A 19,015-nucleotide genomic window follows, 5' to 3' on the forward strand; every position below is an offset into this window, starting at 1 on the left:
CATGTGCCCAGCATCAAGCCAAAACCCCGCTCAACATTGGAGACACGCCCTAGATGCGCGCGCCTTCGCCAGTGTGATCGCCGGTCACCAAGTACACGATCCTGCGCGAGATGCCCACGGCGTGATCGCCGAACCGCTCGAAGTAGCGCGCCAGCAGCGAGATGTTGAGGATCTCTTGCGGGGTCGCCTCGAAGCCGTCGGCGAGCACACGCTTGTATGCCTCGGCATGCAACTGATCCAGGGCGTCGTCATCGCTCACGATCCGCGCCGCCACGTTGAGGTCACGGCCCTCGATGAGTTCGACAATCTCCTCCGCGGCCTTCTTGGCGGCCTCCACCATGCCGGTCACCAGGTCAGAATGCGAATCGGGGACGGCGCTGTCGGGGTAGACGCGACGGGCGTCCTCCGCGATGTGCTGGGCAAGGTCGCCCATGCGTTCCAGTGCCGCGGAGATCCGCAGGCTGACGATGATGGTGCGCAGGTCGAGCCCCACGGGCTGCTGCTGTGCGATGAGCAGGACGCACCGTTCGTCGACGGTTCCCTCGATGTCGTCGAGCTTGGCGTCATCGGCGATGACTTGTTGCGCCAATTCCACGTTCTTGGTCAGCAGTGCCTCACCAGCGCGGTCGATGGCCGTGGACACGTGCCGAGCCATGGCTGCAAGATCGTCGGCAAGTTCCGACATCTCGGCGGTAAACAGCGTGCGCATGGTTCTCCCTCGGTAGGGCGGGTCCCTCCTAGTGTGGCACTCCTAGTGTGGCACTCGCGGCGTGTTTGGAGGCAGAAGTGACCCGTGGGCGTGGTGAATAATCAGTGACGACCGTGAACATTCGGTAAAGGCCACTCCGCCCGGCGGTTCGGGCTTTCACGGAGCGTTCTCGCGGGACACGGCCGAGGCGGTTTATGCCTTGCCTTGACCTGTCGGTCTCGCTGGCCCCGCGCGCTGCACCGACTACGCGCGCTGCACCGACTACGCGCTCACCCCTGGCACCGTCGGAAGCTGGGCACGGGCGCCGTCGCAGCATCCCGCCGCGCAGAACTCCGCCCAGCGTGTGCCGACGGCCAGGTCACGGCCGGCGGCCAGATGGGCCTGCACGAGGTCGGCAAGTCCGGCGACGAACGTCGGGTGGGTCCCGACCGTGGGCACGCGTACCAGGTCTATGCCCAGTTCGCCCGCGGTGCGGGTGGCATCGGTGTCCAGGTCCCACAGCACCTCGATGTGGTCCGAGACGAAGCCGATGGGTACCACCACCGCGGTTCGGGTCCCGTCCCGCGCTTCCTCGCGCAGGGCGTCGTTGATGTCCGGCTCGAGCCACGGCACGCGCGGGGAGCCGGAGCGGGACTGGTAGACCAGGCGCCAGGGCAACGGCTCCTCGCCAGCGGCTGCGGCAACGCCGACGATCACGGCGTTCGCCACCTCCCGGTGCTGCGCCGAGTAGAGGTCGATCTCGCCCGGCTCCGCGCCCGGTCCAGAGACGCTCGCGTCTGCCGACGGGATGGAGTGCGTGGTGAACAGCACCCGCAGACCCTCACGTTCGCGGCCGGACACCGCTGCGACGAGCAGCTCGACCGTCGTCTCGACGAACCCGGCCCGGTCGTACGCGGGCCGCACCTTGGCCACCTGCATCCGATCCCCGAGCCCGGTGCGGTTCAGTGCACCGGCGAGGTCCTCGCGGTACTGCCGGCACGACGAGTAGGAGGAGTACTGGCTGGTGGCGAACGCGAGCACGCGCCGGCAGCCAGCCTTGTCGAGCTCGCGCAACGCCTCATCGATGAACGGCGGCGAGTTGCGGTTGCCGAGCACGAGGGGAATCATGACGCCGCGTCGGCTGAGCTCGGCGCGCAGGGCGGCAAGCAGGGTTCGATTCTGGTCGTTGATCGGGCTGCGGCCACCCATTCGCAGGTAGTGCTGGTGAACGGCCTCGAGCCGGTCGCGCGGGATGCCCCTCCCGGCGGTCACCCGCTCGAGGAACGGCATGATCTGGTCCGGGCCCTCCGGTCCGCCGAAGGAGGCGAGAAGGACGGCGTCGTACCCGCTGGTCTCGGCGGTGGTCATCGGACGTCGGCTAGCGGACATGAGAGGAGCTCCTCAGGGGGTGGCGGGTCGGGCAACAAGGAGGGCGGCCAGCTCGCCGCCGACCTTTCTGCCGTCGGCCAGACAGTCGGGTACGCCCACCCCGTGCAGCGCCGAACCGGCGACCCGCAACTGAGGGGTGGCGGTGAGCGCCTCGGCCACAGCGCGCACCCGGTCCAGGTGGCCAACCGTGTAGGTGGGCATCGCATCTTGCCAGCGGACCAGGTGCCGCAGGAACGGCGCGGAGTGCGCCCCGAGCACGTGCGAGACGTAGGCACTCACGGTGTCGAGCAGGGCGTCGTCGGGAAGTTGCGATGCGGCGCCAACTCTGTCGGGCACGAACGCACGGATGAGGACCATCCCCTCGGGCGCACGGCCCGGCCACTTGTTGGAGGCGATGGTGATGCCGGTGATCGGCGCCGGCTCGGGACCTGCCTCGAGGTAGCCATGGCCGACCGGGGGCGTGACGAAGGCATCGGCGTGGAAGCCGAGGTGGACTGTTGCCGTCGAACCGTGCGGGATGGCGCGCAGGGCCGCGGCCGCCGCGGGCGCGACGTCGTTGAGCAGCGCTGCGGAGCATGCGCCCCCGCCAGCGAGCACCACCCCAGCGGCTTGGTGGCGGGTGCCGTCCGCGAGAGTGACGACAGCACCGGTCCCGGCCACCTCCAGCCCGACGGCGCGCGCGCCCGTTCGCAAGTCGGCATTCCGCGCCAGGAGGCCCTTGACGAGGCCATCCACCAGCGAGCCCATGCCCGCCCCCATCGACCGAAAGGGTGAGGCGTCGGGGGAGGCAGGTCGCGGGGCTGACCTGCCCTGCGCCAACGACGCGACAATCAGGCTGCGCCGCTGCGCCTCATGGGTTCGTAGCACGGGCAGGACGGCGTCGACGCTCAGTTCGTCGACAGTCGCCCCGTAGATCCCACCGACGAGCGGGTCGGCGAAGCGAGCGACCACTCCGCGTCCGAGCCTGCGCCGTAGCAGGGCGCCGATCGACATGTCATCAGGACCGAGCACCCGCGGCAGCACCAGGTCCAGGGTCGCCCGCAGTTTCTGCGGCCAACTGAGGATCCGAGTCCTGGCGAACGGGATGAGCCGGGTGGGCAGAACCATCCCCATCCCGGCGGGGATGGGTTCCATGCGGCCATGCACGCGCAGGTGCACCAGGCGAGGCGGCACAGCGGAGACGACGTCGTCCGTCATGCCCAGGTCCGCTGCCATCTGCACCGCACCGGGCCGGTAACTGACGAAGGAGTCAGGGCCGTGCTCGATGAGGAATCCGTCGACCGTCTCCGAGTGCACCTTCCCCCCGAAACGATCGGAGGCCTCGATGAGGAGCACGCGGTGTCCAGCGTCCGTCAACTCCCATGCGGCGCCGAGCCCGGTGATGCCGCCGCCGACGACGACGACCGGTGCCGGCATTACGCGCCGCTCGCCACGGACGTCGCTTCGGTGTGGTCCTGTTCGCGCGGCACGTACGGGCACAGGGGGTCGGACTCCAGGGGATCACCCGTCCAGGCCAGGGCGCGCGCCCGTGAACCGCCGCACCAACGTGCGTAGGGGCACCGGCCGCACCGGCCCTTGTACTGGGTGACGTCTCGCAGGGCGACCAAGTCGGGGTGGTGACGGTAGATCTCCACGAGGTTGTCCTCCGGGACGCGACCGAGCGGAAGCGGCATGAAGCCCGAGGGGCTCACGACGCCGTCGTGCGCGATGAAGACGATCCCGTTGCCGTCGCGGATGCCGAAGCCCCGGCCGATGGGGCTGCCCTCGATCTGCTCCTCGCTTAGACCCTCACGCCTCATGTGTTGCACGGCGACACGTCGGTGCTGCATCGCCTCGACGGTCTTCACCTGGAACGGTGAGTCGACGTTGAGTTTCTGTAACCAATGCATGACGCGTTCGGCAGCTCCCGCGCTGAGCTCCTCAAGCTGCGTGCCTCGTCCCACCGAAATCAGGAAGAACAGGCTCCAACGAGTCAGCGTGTGGTGGCGCAGCAGCTCATAGACGGCGGGAAGGTCGTCGACGGTCTGGGCGGCGACGAGGGTGTTGACCTGGACCGGGATGCCGAGCGCCGCCGCATCCTCCAGTGCCTGGATGGTGGCGTCGAAGGTGCCCGAGACCCCGCGGACGCCGTCGTGGTGCACGGCGTCGGAGCCGTCGAGACTCAGTGAGATCGCCTGCACACCGGCGTCACGGACCTCGGCAAGGCGCGCGCGCGTGAGGAGCCGAGTCACGGCGGGTGCGAGAGATACCCCAATGCCGCGGGTGCCGGCCTCGGCGATGAGCACGTCCAGGTCGCCGCGGCGAAGCGGGTCGCCCCCCGTGAAGACGATGTGCGGCAACGGCGTGCCGAATCCCGCAATCGAGTCCAGGACTGACAACGCCTGCGCGGTGCTGAGCTCGCCGGGCCCAGGTTCCAGCATCGCTGTCGCCCTGCAGTGCTGGCAGGCGAGGCCGCACGCGGTGGTGACCTCCCAGTAGATGATCATGGGAGCGCGGGCATAGACCCACCCCTCGGGTCGAACTGCACCGATGCCGTGATGGGGGTGGGAAGTCATCAACTACTCCTCTTGCTCCTCTGCGTTGTGATGGGCGCGCTTGACGTTAACACGCGAATTGGTGCGTCCATCTCGGACCATAGCGGCGTCGACCGGGACCACGACGGCATAGGCCGCATCGGCCGCCAGCCCAGCGGTTCATGCGCTGTCTGATCGCTTCCAGGCTGAGCTCATCGAGGCGGCAGAACGTGGTCAGATGAGGACACACGTAGGAAGCGTTGGCGTTGTCGAGGTCTCTCGGATCGGCGGCGTGAGAGCCCTCATCGTCGGAACGCCTCGACCCTTCACCCAGCACCGCCGCGCACACCCCACATACACCCTCAATCGTGAACATTCGGTAAAGGCCACTCCGTGTGGCTACTGTGGCGGCATGACATCGGTCGGATGGCTCGTGGCGGCGCTGGCCTTCGGCGCAGGGATGCTCGTGGGGACCCTGTTGCTGCGCCGTCGCGCCAAGCAGGATGTGGTGGCGCGCGCCCTGGTGCCGCACCGCACGCGGCAGGTGATCGCCGCGCTGCAGTCGGGCGCCGTGATCGTGCGTCCCGACCGTAGGGCGGCGTTCTCCAACCACTCCGCGGCTGCGCTCGGGATCGCCCGGCCTGACGGCGCGCTTCACGCTGGCGTCGCCGACCTCGCCGAGCGGGCGTGGCGGACCGGCGAGGTTGTCGAAGAGGAGGTCGAGGTGCGGCGCGGCGTGCTCGGTGCGGTGATTCAGGTGCACGTGCGCGTGACTCCCATTGACGACGAGTTGGCACTTGCCGTCGCGAACGACAATACGGAGCAGCGGGCGGCCGAGGCGACCCGGCGCGAGTTCGCCGTCAACGTCTCGCACGAGCTGAAGACGCCGATCGGCGCGCTGTCGCTGCTGGCAGAGAATGTCGAGGACGCCTCGGACGAGCCGGAACTCGTCCGGCAGTTTGCTGTCAAGATGCGGCGCGAGGCAAGGCGGCTGACCAAACTCATTCAAGAGATCATCGAGATCTCGCGCCTCCAAGGCGGCGAGTCGGTGCTCGACCACGAGGAGGTCGACGTCGTCGGCGTCGTACACGAGGCCTTCGAGGGCGCCCGCCTCGCCGCCGAGAACAAGCGCATCGAGTTGGTCGCAGACGTGCGCATCCGACCCCTGGTCCTCGGGGACAGGGACCTGCTGGTGATGGCGGTGCGCAACCTCGTGGACAACGCCATTGCCTACTCGGATGCCGGCGCGCGCGTGACGGCGTCCGTCACGGCCAAGGATGAATCCGTGTCGGTCGCGGTGCTGGACCAAGGCATCGGGATCGACACCAAGGATCAGGAGCGCATCTTCGAGCGCTTCTATCGCACCGACCCCGCGAGGGCCCGCGAAACGGGCGGCACGGGACTCGGCCTCAGCATCGTCAAGCACGTCGCCCTGCAGCATTCTGGCGCCGTCACCGTCTGGTCCCAGCCCTCGGTGGGCTCCACCTTCACCATCACCCTGCCCCGATACCAGGAGTCACCATGAGCGACCACGTGCTGATCGTCGAGGACGAGGAAACCTATCGCGACTCGCTGCGCTTCATCTTCGAGCGCGAGGGCTTCCGCGTGACGCTGGCCGCGACCGGCCGTCAGGGCATCGATGCGTTCGAGCGCGACGGCGCCGACATCGTGTTGCTCGACCTGATGCTCCCCGAGGTCTCGGGGACGGACGTGTTCCGCGCGATTCGCGCGCGATCCGATGTGCCCGTGGTGATGGTGACCGCCCGCGATGACCAAATCGACAAGATCATCGGCCTCGAATTGGGCGCCGACGATTACGTCACCAAACCGTACAGCGGCCGGGAGCTCGTGGCACGGGTGCGCAACGTGCTGCGCAGGAGGGGCGCCGGCCCGGCCGACGTTCACGATGAGCCGACGCGGCTCGCCGTCGGGGGCTTCACGCTCGACCCGGAACGGCTCTCCGTCGCCAAGGACGGGGTGACGCAGTCGTTGCCGCCCAAGGAGTTCGCGCTCTTTCACCTGCTGGTAGCCAACGCCGGACGCGTGCTGACCCGCCAGGTGATCATCGATCGCGTGTGGGGTGCCGACTACTTTGGCGACACGAAGACGCTCGACGTTCACATCAAGCGACTGCGCGGGCGCATCGAGGATGAACCGAGTTCCCCGCGCCACGTGCAAACGGTGCGCGGCGTCGGCTACACCTTCGAGCCATAAGCCCCCCATACGGGGGGCTTTGTCGAACCGTGATGTGCGTTCACCGGACGTTCACCGTGCGTTCACGACGAGCGGCTTCGCCCGTTACCTCGCGTCCCTAACGTGGTATCCGACCGGCAAACGCCGGGAAGTTTTCACAACGTGAGGAAATTCTGTGAACATCGCACTTCGCTCGGGTGCCGTCGCTTCTGCGGCCGCGCTCACGCTGCTGCTTTCGGCCTGCTCGCCCTCGAACGAGGCCGACCCGACCACGTCGGACGCCACCGACGCGCCCGTTACCTCTGACGCCATGACGCTCACTGGCACGCTGAACGGTGCCGGAGCTTCTTCGCAGGAGTCGGCCATGGAGGCCTGGCGTGCTGGCTTCACCGCCGACTACCCGGACGTGATCGTCAACTACGACCCCGTCGGTTCCGGCGGCGGTCGTACGCAGTTCCTGGACGGCGCGACGTCCTTCGCGGGCTCGGACTCGCTCATGGACGAGGAGGAGTACGCGCTCGCAGTCGATCGTTGCGACAGCGACGCGGGCGCCATCCACCTGCCCATGTACATCTCGCCCATCGCGGTCATCTTCAACCTGCCCGGCATCTCGAGCATCAACATGACCGCCGACGTGATCGCGCAGATCTTCGACGGCAAGATCACATCGTGGAACGACCCCGCGTTGGTGGACATCAACCCCGACGTCGAACTGCCGTCCACCACGATCACCATGGTGCACCGTGCCGACGAGTCCGGCACGACCTCCAACTTCACCGACTACCTCGCAAAGGCCTCGACCATGTGGCCCTACGAGAAGTCCGGCGACTGGCCGAACGCCCTTGGCGAGTCTGGCCCCGGCACCTCGGCTGTCGTGCAGATCGTGCAGGACACCGAGGGCGCAATCGGCTACGCCGACGCCTCACGTGCCGACAAGCTTGGCACGGTTGCCTTGGGTGTAGGCGACGAGTGGGTGCCGTTCTCGGCCGAAGCCGCCGCTGCCGTCGTCGATGCCTCGCCTCTGGCCGAGGGCGCCAACGGCGCCAACGACCTCGCGTACAAGCTGGACCGCACCACCACCGCGTCGGGTGCCTACCCGCTGGTGCTCGTGTCGTACCACATCCTGTGCCAGCAGTACGACGACGCTGACGAGCGTGCGCTCGTCACGTCCTTCCTGAAGTACGTCGCTTCCGACGCCGGTCAGCAGCAGGCCGCCTCCGCGGCGGGCTCCTCGCCCATCTCGGCGGAACTGGCGAGCGAGATCACCGCAATTCTCGACGAGATCGCGGCGAACTAACCAGCCACGCGGTATAGGTTCGGTGGTGGCGCATCCCGCTGGGGGTGCCCCACCACCGAACCTTTCCACATCACAGGGAGCGAAACCGAGTGACAATCACTCAGCATCGTGACGTCGTCTCCGACGACCAGCCTGAGCTCACCGCCCGCAGAGAGTCGGCCGCGGACAAGATCTTCCTCGGTCTCTCCGGCACCGCGGCCTCGCTGATTCTGGTCACCCTGGCGGCCGTGGCCACCTTCCTCCTCGTCGAGGCGTGGCCGGCGCTCACGGATACCGCCGGTGCGCTGGCTGAACGCGTTCAGTGGATCAAGCCTGAAACAGGCGAGTCCCTCATTGAGATCATTGGGTTCCTGGTCTTTGGCACCGTCATCATTTCCACCATCGCGCTCCTGATCGCCACGCCGCTGTCCGTGGGAATCGCACTGTTCATCTCGCACTATGCGCCGCGAAAGCTTGCCGCTGGCCTGGGTTACCTCATCGACCTGTTGGCGGCCATTCCCTCTGTGGTGTACGGCCTGTGGGGCGCCATCGTGCTCATTCCGGTGCTGCAGCCCTTCTACCAATTCCTTTCCGAAGTCCTTGGATGGATCCCGCTGTTCGCTGCGGCGGACGATGGCACGGTGTCGGGCACCGGTCGTGTGGCCATGTCCGCTGGCATCGTGCTCGCCATCATGATTCTGCCGATCATCACCGCAGTCTCCCGCGAGGTCTTCCTGCAGACGCCCGTCCTCCACGAGGAGGCTGCGCTTGCCATGGGCGCCACCCGCTGGGAGATGATCAAGATGGCCGTCTTCCCGTTCGGTCGGTCGGGTGTCATCGGCGCCACGATGCTCGGACTTGGTCGCGCGCTCGGCGAGACGATGGCCGTCTACATGATCCTGTCGCCGGGGCTCAGCTACTCGTTCAACATCCTGCAGGCGGGGGAACACAACACCATCGCGTCCTTCATCGCGCTGCAGTTCCCCGAGGCCAACTCATCGGGGGTGTCGGCCCTCATCGCGATGGGCCTCGCGCTGTTCGTCATCACCCTCCTGGTCAATATGGCCGCCCGCTGGGTGGTTTCGCGCCGGTCCGAGTTCTCTGGAGCTAACTGATGGCCACCCAGACCATGACGTCGTCGCCGCTCGGCGAACTTTCGCGGCGACGCAAGTTCACCAACGTCGGCATGACCGTGATGATCTACGGCGCCTTCGCGGTCGCATTGATTCCACTCGTATGGCTTTCCGTCACCGTCGTGACCCGGGGGCTCGACCGCTTCATGGTGGACTCAAACGGCGACCACGTCTTCAACCTCGAGTTCCTTCAGCAGTCGATGAGAGGCGTGTTCGGAGGCATGCCAGAGGGTGGTATCTACCACGCGATCGCTGGCACGCTGGCAATCACCCTGGCGGCGACCGTCATATCGGTCCCGATCGGCCTCCTCACCGCCGTGTACCTCGTCGAGTACGGCACTGGTTGGCTCAAGAGGTCGGTGACGTTCTTCGTCGACGTCATGACGGGAATCCCGTCCATCGTGGCAGGTCTGTTTGCCTACGCGATGTTCGCCATCATCGTGGGCCCTGGGACCAAGTTGGGCGTCGTGGGCGCCGTGGCCCTGTCCGTCCTGATGGTGCCCGTGGTGGTCCGCGCCACCGAGGAAATGCTCAAGCTGGTGCCCAACGAGTTGCGCGAAGCGTCCTACGCGCTTGGGGTGCCGCGGTGGCTCACGATCATCAAGATTGTCATGCGGACGGCGGCAGCGGGCATCACCACTGGCATCACGCTCGCCATTGCCCGCGTCATCGGCGAGACAGCGCCCCTGCTCATCGCGGTGGGCGTGACGGACGCGTACAACCTCAACCTCTTTGACGGCCGCATGATGACGCTGCCCGTCTACATCGTCTCCGAGTGGCGCAAGGGCGACCAGCCCTGCAACAACCCAGACATCCCCTGTGTGCCAGAGATCACCGAATACCGGGCGTGGGCGGCGGCGCTCGTACTCATCCTCATCGTCATGGCGCTCAATCTCATTGCGCGCCTCATCTCCAAGTACTTCTCGCCCAAGACCGGTCGGTAAAGGAACCCCACGTGGCCAAGCGCATTGACGTCAACAACCTCAACGTCTACTACAGCAACTTTCTCGCTGTCGAAGACGTGTCGCTCGCGATCGAACCCAACTCCGTGACGGCACTGATTGGCCCGTCTGGATGTGGAAAGTCCACGTTTCTGCGGACCCTGAACCGCATGCACGAAGTCATTCCCGGTGCTCGTGTCGAGGGTGAAGTCCTCATGGATGGCACCAACCTCTACGACTCGTCGGTGGACCCGGTTGCGGTGCGCCGTCACGTCGGCATGGTCTTCCAGCGGCCCAATCCGTTTCCGACCATGTCGATCGCAGAGAATGTGATTGCTGGCGTCAAACTCAACAGAGGCCGGATGTCGAAGCCGGACGCCGAAGAGCTCGTTGAGACGTCGCTGCGGGGCGCGAACCTGTGGGATGAGGTCAAGGACCGTCTCGACAAGCCAGGCTCCTCGCTGTCGGGTGGCCAGCAGCAGCGACTCTGCATCGCGCGAGCGATCGCGATCAAGCCCGACGTGCTGCTCATGGACGAGCCGTGCTCGGCTCTCGACCCGATCTCCACGCTCGCCATTGAGGATCTCATCCAGGACCTCAAGGAGAGCTACACGATCGTGATCGTGACGCACAACATGCAACAGGCCGCGCGAGTGAGCGAAAAGACGGGCTTCTTCAACATCGCGGGCACAGGCATGCCTGGCAAGCTCATCGAGATGGATGACACCACCACGATCTTCTCCGCGCCGTCGGAGAAGGCCACCGAGGACTACATCTCGGGTCGCTTCGGCTAGGCCGCGCGGCGCTGCGGGAAGATCTACTGTGCGGCGGTCGTGAGGTCCTCGAGCACCGGCCGGTACTCCGGAAGGGTTCCGTCCACAATAGGCAGCGTGCCGGTCGCGGTGGCGCTGCCAGCGACCGTCACGGTGTAGCTGCCGAGCAGCCCCGGGTTGGCCGGTGAGGTCGTGATGAAGGCCTCGGCCCCGTCATTCAGGCCCAGTTGAACCGAACCCATCGGCGCAATCGTGTAGGTCTGTACCGTGTCGCCGACCGTGACGTCGACGGTCGCCGTCGCGTCGTCGGCGTTGTAGAGATAGCCGACGAGCGCCGCGGGCTCTCCTTCGGCAGTCGTCACCAGCAGGAGGTTCTGGGCGCGTACGTCTCCCACCACGGCTCCGGTGCCATCGGAGGGGTCGTATTGGTTCACAGTAGTGATGCTTGCGGTGAGCGCGCAAGAACTCAGGGACAGCATGGCGCCGAGGGCGACGGCGGCGACCTTCGCGCCTGTGTGCACGAGATTTCCTTTCGCGGGAGGGGACGTCGCACCAGGATACCGGCACCCGTCCCTTGGGCCCACCGCGTGTCGTTGCATGGCCGACGCCGTACCGGCCGCTAAAGGACCGCATGGCGGTGGTAGACTGGGCCCTCGGATCAAAGGGGAAACGGACACATATGAACTTCGTCGTTGGCGAGACAGTCGTCTACCCGCACCACGGTGCGGCCCTGATCGAGGACATCAAGAAGCGCACCATTCGGGGTGAGGAAAAGATGTACCTCAAGCTCAGGGTGGCGCAGGGGGACCTGACAATCGAGGTCCCCGCAGAGAATGTGGACCTGGTCGGTGTCCGCGACGTGGTGGACCAGGCGGGACTGGTGAAGGTCTTCGCGGTCCTCAAGGAGCCTTACATCGAGGAGCCCACCAACTGGTCGCGTCGCTACAAGGCAAATGTGGAGAAGCTCGCCTCGGGCGACGTCATCCGCGTGGCCGAGGTGGTCCGCGACCTGTCGCGCCGTGACACCGACAAGGGCCTCAGTGCCGGCGAGAAGCGCATGCTGTCCAAGGCTCGCCAGATTCTGGTGAGCGAGCTCGCCCTCGCCGAGAAGTGCGACGAGCCCACCGCCGAGACTCGACTCGACGCGGTTCTCGCGTCGTGACCACGGCGGCCGTCCTGACGGCCGCAGGTGGCGGCTCCCGACTGGGCCGCGACATTCCCAAGGGCCTGGTCACGGTGGGCGGAGTGCCGCTGGTGCGGTGGGCCGCATCGGCTCTTGCTTCCGTATGCGAGCGCATTGTGGTGACCGCTCCCGCCGACGCCCTTGACGACTTCGTCGATGCCGTCGCCGGGGTATCTGCTCGCGTTGAGGTGGTGGCCGGTGGTGCCACACGTCAGGTCTCGGTGGCGCGCGGACTGGAGCCTCTCGCCGATCTGGACGCCCACGATGTGGTGTTGGTGCACGATGCCGCGCGGCCCTTCATGCCGGTCGCCGTGTTCGGGCGCCTGTTGGCCGGACTCGAAACCCATGACGCCGTCATCCCCGTCCTTCCCGTGGTCGACACGATCGTTGCCGGCGTCGGCGGCGAGGTAAGGTACCTGTCGCGCCCCAGCTTGGGGTCCGTGCAGACGCCGCAGGCGTTCCTGATGGGCGCCTTGCGGGAGGCGCACGCGCGCGCTCAGGCCGACGGCTTCGAGGGGACGGACGACGGTGTGCTGGCGTTGCGCAGTGGCTATCGCCTGGGCACGGTCGAGGGAGACCCCCTCGGTGCGAAGATCACCTACGTCGAGGACCTTGAGGCGGCCGAACGAAGGATGCAGGGATGATGCGCACCGGCATTGGGACTGACACCCACGCGTTCGGAACCCACACCGGACTGAGCCTTGCCGGGCTGCTGTGGCCCGACGAGGTCGCGCTGTCCGGACACTCCGATGGTGACGTCGCCGCCCACGCGTTGTGCGACGCGCTGTTCTCGGCCGCACGGCTCGGCGACCTTGGCTCGAACTTTGGGACCGATCGGCCCGAATGGGCGGGAGTTGCGGGCGTCGCGCTGCTGGCGGAGGCCGCCGCGCGAGTCCGGGCCGCAGGCTTCGACATCGAAAATGCCGCCGTTCAGGTGATTGGCAACCGCCCGAAGCTGGGCCCGCGTAGGGCCGAGGCGGAGGCGGCGCTTTCCGACGCCATCGGCGCCCCCGTGAGCGTGTCCGCCACCACCGCCGACGGCCTCGGCCTGACCGGTCGCGGCGAGGGGCTGTCGGCGATCGCGACGGCGCTGCTGTCCCACCCCTGATATCGCCGCGTGGCAGTGCCGTCCGCCGTGCGCTCGCTCGTCGCCGACGCTCCGAACCGCGGACGACGCCGCCGCGCCGGGCGGAAGCACGACTGGACGGGACCGGTAGCCTTGCACACGTGACTCTGCGCCTGTTTGACACCGCCACCCGCGAGGAGCGCGACCTGGTTCCGGTTGTGCCCGGCCACGTGGGCATCTACCTGTGCGGCCCCACGGTGCAGTCGAGCCCGCACGTGGGCCACTTGCGTAGCGCCGTCGCGATGGATGTGCTGCAGCGTTGGCTCGAGCGTTCGGGCGTGACCGTCACCCTGGTGCGCAACGTCACCGACATCGACGACAAGACGCTTTCCAAGGCGGCCGAGGCGGGTGTGGACTGGTGGGCCTGGGCCCTGCGTTTCGAGCGCGAGTTCCAGGCGGCGTATGCGGCCGTTGGTGTGAAGCCGCCGGCGGCTGAGCCCCGAGCCACCGGGCACATCCCCGAGATTGTGGCGCTCATCGCGACCCTGGTGGACAGCGGCCACGCCTACGAGAAGGACGGCTCGGTCTACTTTGACGTGCACTCGTACTCCGCTTACGGATCGCTCACGAATCAGGGCCTCGACGATCTCACGCCCGCGCCCGACGCGCCGCCGGAGGACAAGCGCGACCCGCGCGACTTCGCGCTGTGGAAGGCGCGCAAGCCCGCCGAGCCCGAGACGGCGTCCTGGGACTCCCCGTGGGGTCCGGGACGGCCGGGCTGGCACATCGAATGCTCGGCCATGGCGCGACGGTTCCTCGGCGACACGTTCGACATTCACGGCGGCGGGCTCGACTTGCGTTTCCCCCACCACGAAAACGAGCAGGCGCAGTCGCGTGCGGCCGGGTACGGCTTCGCACAACTGTGGATGCATGCGGCCTGGGTGACGCAGTCCGGTTCCAAGATGTCAAAGTCCCTGGGCAACGGTCTGGGTGTGGACGAGGTGCTGTCGCGTTACCCCGCGCCCGCGCTCCGGCTCGCCTTGGCGCAAGTGCATTACCGCTCGATGCTCGAGTATTCGGACGCCACGATGGACGACGCGGCGGCGACGTGGGCGCGGCTCGCAGGGTTCGTGCAGCGCGCGTCGGAGCGGGTGGGGGCGCCGACCGACGAGCACGTGCGCACCGCCACCTTGCCGGCGGCCTTTGTCGACGCCATGAACGACGACCTTGCGGTGCCGCGTGCGCTGGCTGTCGTCCACGAAGCGGTGCACGCGGGCAACGCGGCCGCGACGGCGGGAGACGCCGACGCCCTGCGGACCGCGCTGCTGCACGTGCGCGCCATGTTGGACACCCTTGGTCTGGACCCCGCGTCGGCCATGTGGTCCGCATCCGCCGGCGCGACGTCGGCCGCCATGGCCGCCTTAGACAGCCTGGTGCGTGCCGACATCGCCGCGCGGGCTACCGCACGCGCCACCAAGGATTGGGCGACAGCCGACGCCATCCGGGACCGGCTCGCGACCGCGGGCATCGTGCTCGAAGACTCGGCAGACGGCGTGCGCTGGTCGCTCGCGGAGGAGAACTGATGGCAGGGAATCAAAAGCGTCCAGGCGCCACGCGCAGGATCAAGAAGGGGCCGAGCATCGGCACCGGCGGCAAGGGCCGCAAGGCGCTGCAGGGCAAGGGCCCCACCCCCAAGGCGGAGGACCGCCCCTACCACCGCGCCTACAAGGCGAAGCAGGCATCCGAGCGCGGCGCAGAGAAGCGTTCTGCGCCTCGCACCGGCGGTCCCCGCGACCGCACTTCCCAGGCGGACGACGTCATCATCGGCCGGAATTCGGTGCTCGAGGCTCTGCGCGCCGGGCTGCCCGCGAACGTGTTGCTGGTCTTCGAGCGGGTTGACGCGGACGACCGCATCACCGAGATCGTCTCCAAGGCGGTGGAACGCGAGATCGAGGTGCGGGAGGTCTCGAAGCCAATCCTCGATCGGCTGGCCGACGGCAGTCCTCACCAAGGCGTCGCGCTGGAAGTGGCCCCGTACGAGTATCTGCAGCCGGGCGACCTGCTGGAAGCGCCGAGCCCCATCAGGCTGATCGCGCTCGACGGCATTCAGGATCCTCGCAACCTGGGCGCGATCCTGCGGTCCGCCGCAGCCTTCGGAGCTCACGGGGCGGTCATCCCCGAGCGCCGTGCGGCGGGGGTCACGGTGGCGGCATGGAAGGTCTCTGCGGGCGCCGCGGCGCGGCTTCCGGTGGCCCGTGCCACGAATCTGGTGCGCGCCCTCGAGGACTACAAGAAGGCGGGGCTGTTCGTAGTCGGCCTCGACGCGGATGGCGACGTGGAGCTTGCGGAGTCCAATCTGCTCGACGGCCCGCTCGTGATCGTGGTGGGCGCTGAGGGCGCGGGCCTGTCGCGGCTGGTGCGCGAGACGTGCGACCAGGTGGCGTCCATTCCGATCTCATCGGCCACGGAGAGCCTCAACGCCTCCGTCGCGGCCTCGATCGCGCTGTACGAGGCGTCCAAGGCGGTTCCGCGCTAGGTCGCGGCGGTCCGGGGGGAGCGCCTACGGGCTGTCGATCAGCCCGAGCGTGACAAACGCCTCGACGAGGCCCGCTTCTTCGGGGCCCGCCGCCACCAGGTCGGCGAGGGCCATGAGTTCCGGAGCGGAACCCTCGATCACGACCGAGGTGCCCGCGAACTCGAGCATCTCGACGTCATTGGGTCCGTCGCCGCACGCCACCACGTCATCCCGAGTCATCCCGAGGCGTGCGATCGCCGCAGCCATTCCGGTGGCCTTGTTGACGGCCGCGAGGAAGATCTCTCCCGCTCCTTCGCCAAGATCACGCAAGGACGAGGAGACCGTGGCCACGTCGGGGCCGATCAAAGCCGCGATCTTCTGCAGCGGCACCGGACCGGCGAAGGACATGATCTTCGATGGCCGGATCATCGTCAGATCCTCCTGGATGGTGAACGCGTCGACAAGGCTGCGCAGGCCCTGGGCGGCCGCGGCATCCGCCGTTCGCTCGGCGTGCCTCATCATCGCGGCCGCCACGGATCGGCGTGCGTACGTCGCGGCGGGGGTTTCCAGGAAGTACAGGGAGTCGTTCTCGTCAAGAAGCCCCATGACCCGCGCGGCCAACTCGTCGGAGAATCGCACATCGAGCAAGGTCTCGCCGCGGTATTCGACGTGAGCGCCCGCGGTCGCCACAAAGCCGTCGAAGCCCGATGCCCGCACGTCCTCGGGCAGCAACGACAGGGGGCGTCCGGTGCACAGGAACACCGCGTGGCCGCGGGAGCGGGCGGCAGCGACGGCCGCCGCGTGTGCGGGGGGGACCACGCCATGGTGAGCATAGGTGCCATCGAAGTCGAGGAAAATTGCGCGGCGTGCGGTGTCGCCGTGAGTACGGTTGGGCACTGGCTACTCGTCCTCCTCGGGTGCGCGACGCGCCTTGGGCTGCGCGGTGACGGGGACTCGAGTGGACTTGCGGCGCACCACCGCGGGCGTCGAGTCGTCCGGCTCGGGCTCCGGCACGGTGCCCCAGCCGTGGGTGTTGTCATTCTCGTAGGCGTCGCGCGTTTCGTACGTGGTGCCCAGCTCGGCGGTGAGGGCCGGAAGCTCCGCGGTCATCTCCGCGAGGGAACTGCCCAGCACGGCCTTCTCATCCTTCTTGGTGGGCAGGATGTGCTTGACGTAGGACGCGGTGACCACCGGCATCGGCACGTCATGCCCGGCCGACTGCGCCAGGTACCAGCGATGTTCAAGTACCTCATGGAAGAGCTGGGCGGGCTCAAGCTTGCCGCGCAGGCGCTTGGGCACGGCGCGGATGGTGGGCTCGAAGATTCGGGTGAGCCACTGATGGGCTCCGAAGGTCTCGTCGTCCCCCGTGTCGATGTGCAGGGTGCGGAACTCGTCGAGATCGTTGAGCAGGCGGCGGGCCTGGTTCTCTTGGACGTCGAGGCCGGTCAGGCGCAGCAGGCGGCGCGAGTGGTGGCCCGCGTCCACGACCTTGGGTCGGATGGTCAGTGCGGTTCCATCCTCTGTCTGCTGCATGTCGATCTCGCCCACATCGAAGCCCATCGAGTTGAGGGCCTTGACGCGCTCCGACACGTAGTACGGGATGTTGGACGTGAGCGTCTCGGTCTCGGTGAGGGCCAGCCACAGCTGCTCGTAGCGCTGCGAGATGCGCTCCGCGATCTCAAAGGGATCGACGCTTTCGTCGAGATCCTCGTTGGCTTGCAGGTCGAGCAATTCGCCAGCGATGTTGGTGACGGCGATCTCGAGGTCGTAGCCGCGCTGTCCGTCCGAGAGAACAGCGTGCATGTCGCCCGTCTCGGCGTCGACCAGGTATGCGGAGAACTCGGCCGCGTCGCGACGGAACAACGCGTTCGACAGCGACACGTCACCCCAGTAGAAGCCCGTGAGGTGCAGGCGTACCAGCAGCACCGAGAGGGCATCGATGAGGCGCTTGAGGTTTCCCTTGCGCAGCCCTTGGCTGAACAGCGCGCGATACGGCAAGGAGAATGCGAGGTGCTCGGTGACGAGCGCCGCGGACAGCTCTTCGTCTGCATGGTCGACGCGTCCCGTCACCACGGCGACGGCCTTGACGCACGGGGCACCCAGACGCTCAAGTTCACGCAGCATCGCGAACTCCTTGTGTGCGATCCGCGGGTTGGTCTCCTTGATGGCGAGCACCGCTTCGCCATGCCGGACAAAGCGGACGACGTGGCGGGACAGGCCGCGCGGAAGTGCGGCGATGCGGTCCTCAGGCCACGCGCTCAGCGGCACCGACCACGGAAGGTCGATGAGCGCGGCGTCGGCGGCTCCTGTGATGCGCAGTGGCATGTGTCCAGGGTATAGGGGGTCTCGGCACTCTTGTGTTGCGTCCAGACGCGACGAGGGGCGACCCGGAAGCCCCGGATCGCCCCTCGTCGCGGTGAAGAACTACTTCTTGGGTGAAGCGTCGGTGGTCACACCCTCGGTGCTCATGCGCGCGCCGGTCGCAGCGGAGAAGGTGTGCTGCTCGCCTGCACGAATGCTGACCCAGATGGTGTCACCCTTCTTGGGCACGTCGCGGGGGTCGATGCGCACCACGAGTTGCGAATCGCCAGCCTCGAAGTGCATGTCCTGACTGCCGTCGAAGTCGGTCGGCACCGAACCGTAGACGAAGGCGTCTGAACCGAGCTCCTCCACCACGTCAACCTGGACGGGGATTGCACCCTCAGCATTGGGGGCGGCGCGGTCCAGAGACTCGGGCCGGAAGCCAAGCACCACACTGTCAATGTCTTCGGACTTGAGCCCCGCCAGCACCTCACGGCTGAGCGGAACCTTGCCGCGGCCCACCTGTGCGGCGCCGTCGAGCACCCTATAGGTGCCGATGTTCATGGCGGGGGAGCCGATGAAGCCGGCGACGAACATGTTGGCAGGGGTGTCGTACATGTCGCGCGGGGTGCCCACCTGCTGGAGCACTCCGTCCTTCAAGACTGCGATGCGGTCGCCCATGGTGAGTGCCTCGACCTGGTCGTGCGTCACGTAAACGGTCGTGACGCCGAGACGACGCTGGAGGGCGGCGATCTGGGTGCGGGTCTGGACACGGAGCTTGGCGTCGAGGTTCGACAGCGGCTCATCCATCAGGAACACCTGCGGCTGACGCACGATGGCGCGGCCCATGGCGACGCGCTGACGCTGACCACCGGAGAGTGCCTTTGGCTTGCGGTCCAGGTACTCCACGAGGTCGAGGATCTTGGCGGCCGCTTCCACGCGCTGGCGGATCTCCGCCTTGTCGATCTTGGCGATCTTGAGCGCGAAGCCCATGTTCTCCGCCACCGTCATGTGCGGGTACAGCGCGTAGGACTGGAACACCAT

19 protein-coding genes are annotated in these 19,015 nt (G+C 67.3%); 11 read left to right on the forward strand and 8 right to left on the reverse strand.

The genetic code is table 11. The annotated features are described in order from the left end of the window. Positions 1 to 49: 49 nt before the first annotated feature. The 4 genes from phoU to QZZ29_RS12365 form a co-directional block, all read right to left on the reverse strand. Positions 50 to 709 (reverse strand): phosphate signaling complex protein PhoU, encoded by a 660-nt coding sequence (phoU, locus tag QZZ29_RS12350; RefSeq protein ID WP_291383674.1) that lies wholly within the window; start codon positions 707 to 709, stop codon positions 50 to 52. 261 nt (positions 710 to 970) lie between these two features. After that, a complete protein-coding gene (locus QZZ29_RS12355; protein WP_291383676.1) occupies positions 971 to 2,056 on the reverse strand; it encodes a ferrochelatase in 1,086 nt (361 codons plus the stop codon). Between the two features lie 33 nt (positions 2,057 to 2,089). Beyond that, on the reverse strand, positions 2,090 to 3,493 hold the full coding sequence (hemG, locus tag QZZ29_RS12360) for a protoporphyrinogen oxidase (RefSeq protein WP_291383677.1): 1,404 nt from the start codon (positions 3,491 to 3,493) through the stop codon (positions 2,090 to 2,092). Beyond that, positions 3,493 to 4,632 (reverse strand): TIGR04053 family radical SAM/SPASM domain-containing protein, encoded by a 1,140-nt coding sequence (locus QZZ29_RS12365; protein ID WP_291383678.1) that lies wholly within the window; start codon positions 4,630 to 4,632, stop codon positions 3,493 to 3,495. Before QZZ29_RS12365 ends, hemG begins: the two co-directional genes overlap by 1 nt. Before the next feature lie 370 nt (positions 4,633 to 5,002). Here QZZ29_RS12365 and QZZ29_RS12370 point away from each other — a divergent pair, with 370 nt between their 5' ends. The 6 genes from QZZ29_RS12370 (at position 5,003) to pstB (ending at position 10,927) form a co-directional block, all read left to right on the forward strand. Continuing rightward, positions 5,003 to 6,115, forward strand: a complete 1,113-nt coding sequence (locus QZZ29_RS12370) for an ATP-binding protein (protein WP_291383680.1) — start codon at positions 5,003 to 5,005, stop codon at positions 6,113 to 6,115. Further along, positions 6,112 to 6,804, forward strand: a complete 693-nt coding sequence (locus QZZ29_RS12375) for a response regulator transcription factor (RefSeq protein WP_291383682.1) — start codon at positions 6,112 to 6,114, stop codon at positions 6,802 to 6,804. Before QZZ29_RS12370 ends, QZZ29_RS12375 begins: the two co-directional genes overlap by 4 nt. A gap of 154 nt (positions 6,805 to 6,958) precedes the next feature. After that, complete coding sequence (pstS, locus tag QZZ29_RS12380) at positions 6,959 to 8,080, forward strand: phosphate ABC transporter substrate-binding protein PstS (protein WP_291383684.1); 1,122 nt, start codon at positions 6,959 to 6,961, stop codon at positions 8,078 to 8,080. Between the two features lie 170 nt (positions 8,081 to 8,250). Beyond that, positions 8,251 to 9,174, forward strand: a complete 924-nt coding sequence (gene pstC / locus QZZ29_RS12385) for a phosphate ABC transporter permease subunit PstC (protein WP_291383704.1) — start codon at positions 8,251 to 8,253, stop codon at positions 9,172 to 9,174. After that, entirely contained in the window at positions 9,174 to 10,136 is a 963-nt protein-coding gene (pstA, locus tag QZZ29_RS12390) for a phosphate ABC transporter permease PstA (RefSeq protein ID WP_291383685.1), read from the forward strand. The genes pstC and pstA overlap by 1 nt, the downstream gene beginning before the upstream one ends. An 11-nt stretch (positions 10,137 to 10,147) precedes the next feature. Continuing rightward, positions 10,148 to 10,927 (forward strand): phosphate ABC transporter ATP-binding protein PstB, encoded by a 780-nt coding sequence (gene pstB, locus QZZ29_RS12395; RefSeq protein ID WP_291383686.1) that lies wholly within the window; start codon positions 10,148 to 10,150, stop codon positions 10,925 to 10,927. A 23-nt stretch (positions 10,928 to 10,950) separates the two neighbouring features. On the opposite strand, the gene QZZ29_RS12400 is transcribed toward pstB, so the two are convergent. Next, complete coding sequence (locus QZZ29_RS12400; protein ID WP_291383687.1) at positions 10,951 to 11,427, reverse strand: hypothetical protein; 477 nt, start codon at positions 11,425 to 11,427, stop codon at positions 10,951 to 10,953. 158 nt (positions 11,428 to 11,585) lie between these two features. Here QZZ29_RS12400 and QZZ29_RS12405 point away from each other — a divergent pair, with 158 nt between their 5' ends. From QZZ29_RS12405 to rlmB, 5 genes are all read left to right on the forward strand, one after another. Beyond that, positions 11,586 to 12,068 (forward strand): CarD family transcriptional regulator, encoded by a 483-nt coding sequence (locus QZZ29_RS12405; RefSeq protein WP_291383689.1) that lies wholly within the window; start codon positions 11,586 to 11,588, stop codon positions 12,066 to 12,068. Beyond that, the gene (locus tag QZZ29_RS12410; RefSeq protein WP_291383691.1) at positions 12,065 to 12,733 is read left to right on the forward strand and encodes an IspD/TarI family cytidylyltransferase; all 669 of its coding nucleotides are present in this window, start codon (positions 12,065 to 12,067) and stop codon (positions 12,731 to 12,733) included. The genes QZZ29_RS12405 and QZZ29_RS12410 overlap by 4 nt, the downstream gene beginning before the upstream one ends. Next, positions 12,730 to 13,197, forward strand: coding sequence for a 2-C-methyl-D-erythritol 2,4-cyclodiphosphate synthase (gene ispF / locus QZZ29_RS12415; RefSeq protein WP_291383692.1), 468 nt, complete (start codon positions 12,730 to 12,732; stop codon positions 13,195 to 13,197). The genes QZZ29_RS12410 and ispF overlap by 4 nt, the downstream gene beginning before the upstream one ends. A 119-nt stretch (positions 13,198 to 13,316) precedes the next feature. Beyond that, positions 13,317 to 14,738 carry a cysteine--tRNA ligase gene (gene cysS, locus QZZ29_RS12420; RefSeq protein WP_291383694.1) on the forward strand — a complete coding sequence of 474 codons (1,422 nt, stop codon included), beginning with the start codon at positions 13,317 to 13,319 and terminating at the stop codon, positions 14,736 to 14,738. After that, entirely contained in the window at positions 14,738 to 15,691 is a 954-nt protein-coding gene (gene rlmB / locus QZZ29_RS12425) for a 23S rRNA (guanosine(2251)-2'-O)-methyltransferase RlmB (RefSeq protein ID WP_291383696.1), read from the forward strand. Before cysS ends, rlmB begins: the two co-directional genes overlap by 1 nt. Positions 15,692 to 15,715: 24 nt before the next feature. Here rlmB and QZZ29_RS12430 read toward each other — a convergent pair whose 3' ends face one another. The 3 genes from QZZ29_RS12430 to QZZ29_RS12440 all read right to left on the reverse strand — a co-directional run. Further along, positions 15,716 to 16,567 carry an HAD family hydrolase gene (locus QZZ29_RS12430; protein ID WP_291383698.1) on the reverse strand — a complete coding sequence of 284 codons (852 nt, stop codon included), beginning with the start codon at positions 16,565 to 16,567 and terminating at the stop codon, positions 15,716 to 15,718. A 3-nt stretch (positions 16,568 to 16,570) separates the two neighbouring features. Then, positions 16,571 to 17,995 (reverse strand): DUF4032 domain-containing protein, encoded by a 1,425-nt coding sequence (locus QZZ29_RS12435; RefSeq protein ID WP_291383700.1) that lies wholly within the window; start codon positions 17,993 to 17,995, stop codon positions 16,571 to 16,573. Positions 17,996 to 18,094: 99 nt separating this feature from the next. Beyond that, a partial coding sequence (locus QZZ29_RS12440) for an ATP-binding cassette domain-containing protein (RefSeq protein ID WP_291383702.1) occupies positions 18,095 to 19,015 on the reverse strand: 921 nt, incomplete at its 5' end.

Origin of the sequence: Demequina sp. (assembly GCF_016278765.1) — a bacterium.
In the GTDB taxonomy this organism is placed as follows: domain Bacteria; phylum Actinomycetota; class Actinomycetes; order Actinomycetales; family Demequinaceae; genus Demequina.

Coding starts and splice junctions, on each gene's coding strand:
- QZZ29_RS12370 (WP_291383680.1), top strand. CDS start 5,003: ATGACATCGGTCGGATGGCTCGTGGCGGCGCTGGCCTTCGGCGCAGGG.
- QZZ29_RS12375 (WP_291383682.1), top strand. CDS start 6,112: ATGAGCGACCACGTGCTGATCGTCGAGGACGAGGAAACCTATCGCGAC.
- pstA (WP_291383685.1), top strand. CDS start 9,174: ATGGCCACCCAGACCATGACGTCGTCGCCGCTCGGCGAACTTTCGCGG.
- QZZ29_RS12365 (WP_291383678.1), bottom strand. CDS start 4,632: ATGACTTCCCACCCCCATCACGGCATCGGTGCAGTTCGACCCGAGGGG.
- ispF (WP_291383692.1), top strand. CDS start 12,730: ATGATGCGCACCGGCATTGGGACTGACACCCACGCGTTCGGAACCCAC.
- QZZ29_RS12435 (WP_291383700.1), bottom strand. CDS start 17,995: ATGCCACTGCGCATCACAGGAGCCGCCGACGCCGCGCTCATCGACCTT.
- phoU (WP_291383674.1), bottom strand. CDS start 709: ATGCGCACGCTGTTTACCGCCGAGATGTCGGAACTTGCCGACGATCTT.
- rlmB (WP_291383696.1), top strand. CDS start 14,738: ATGGCAGGGAATCAAAAGCGTCCAGGCGCCACGCGCAGGATCAAGAAG.
- QZZ29_RS12405 (WP_291383689.1), top strand. CDS start 11,586: ATGAACTTCGTCGTTGGCGAGACAGTCGTCTACCCGCACCACGGTGCG.
- hemG (WP_291383677.1), bottom strand. CDS start 3,493: ATGCCGGCACCGGTCGTCGTCGTCGGCGGCGGCATCACCGGGCTCGGC.
- QZZ29_RS12355 (WP_291383676.1), bottom strand. CDS start 2,056: ATGACCACCGCCGAGACCAGCGGGTACGACGCCGTCCTTCTCGCCTCC.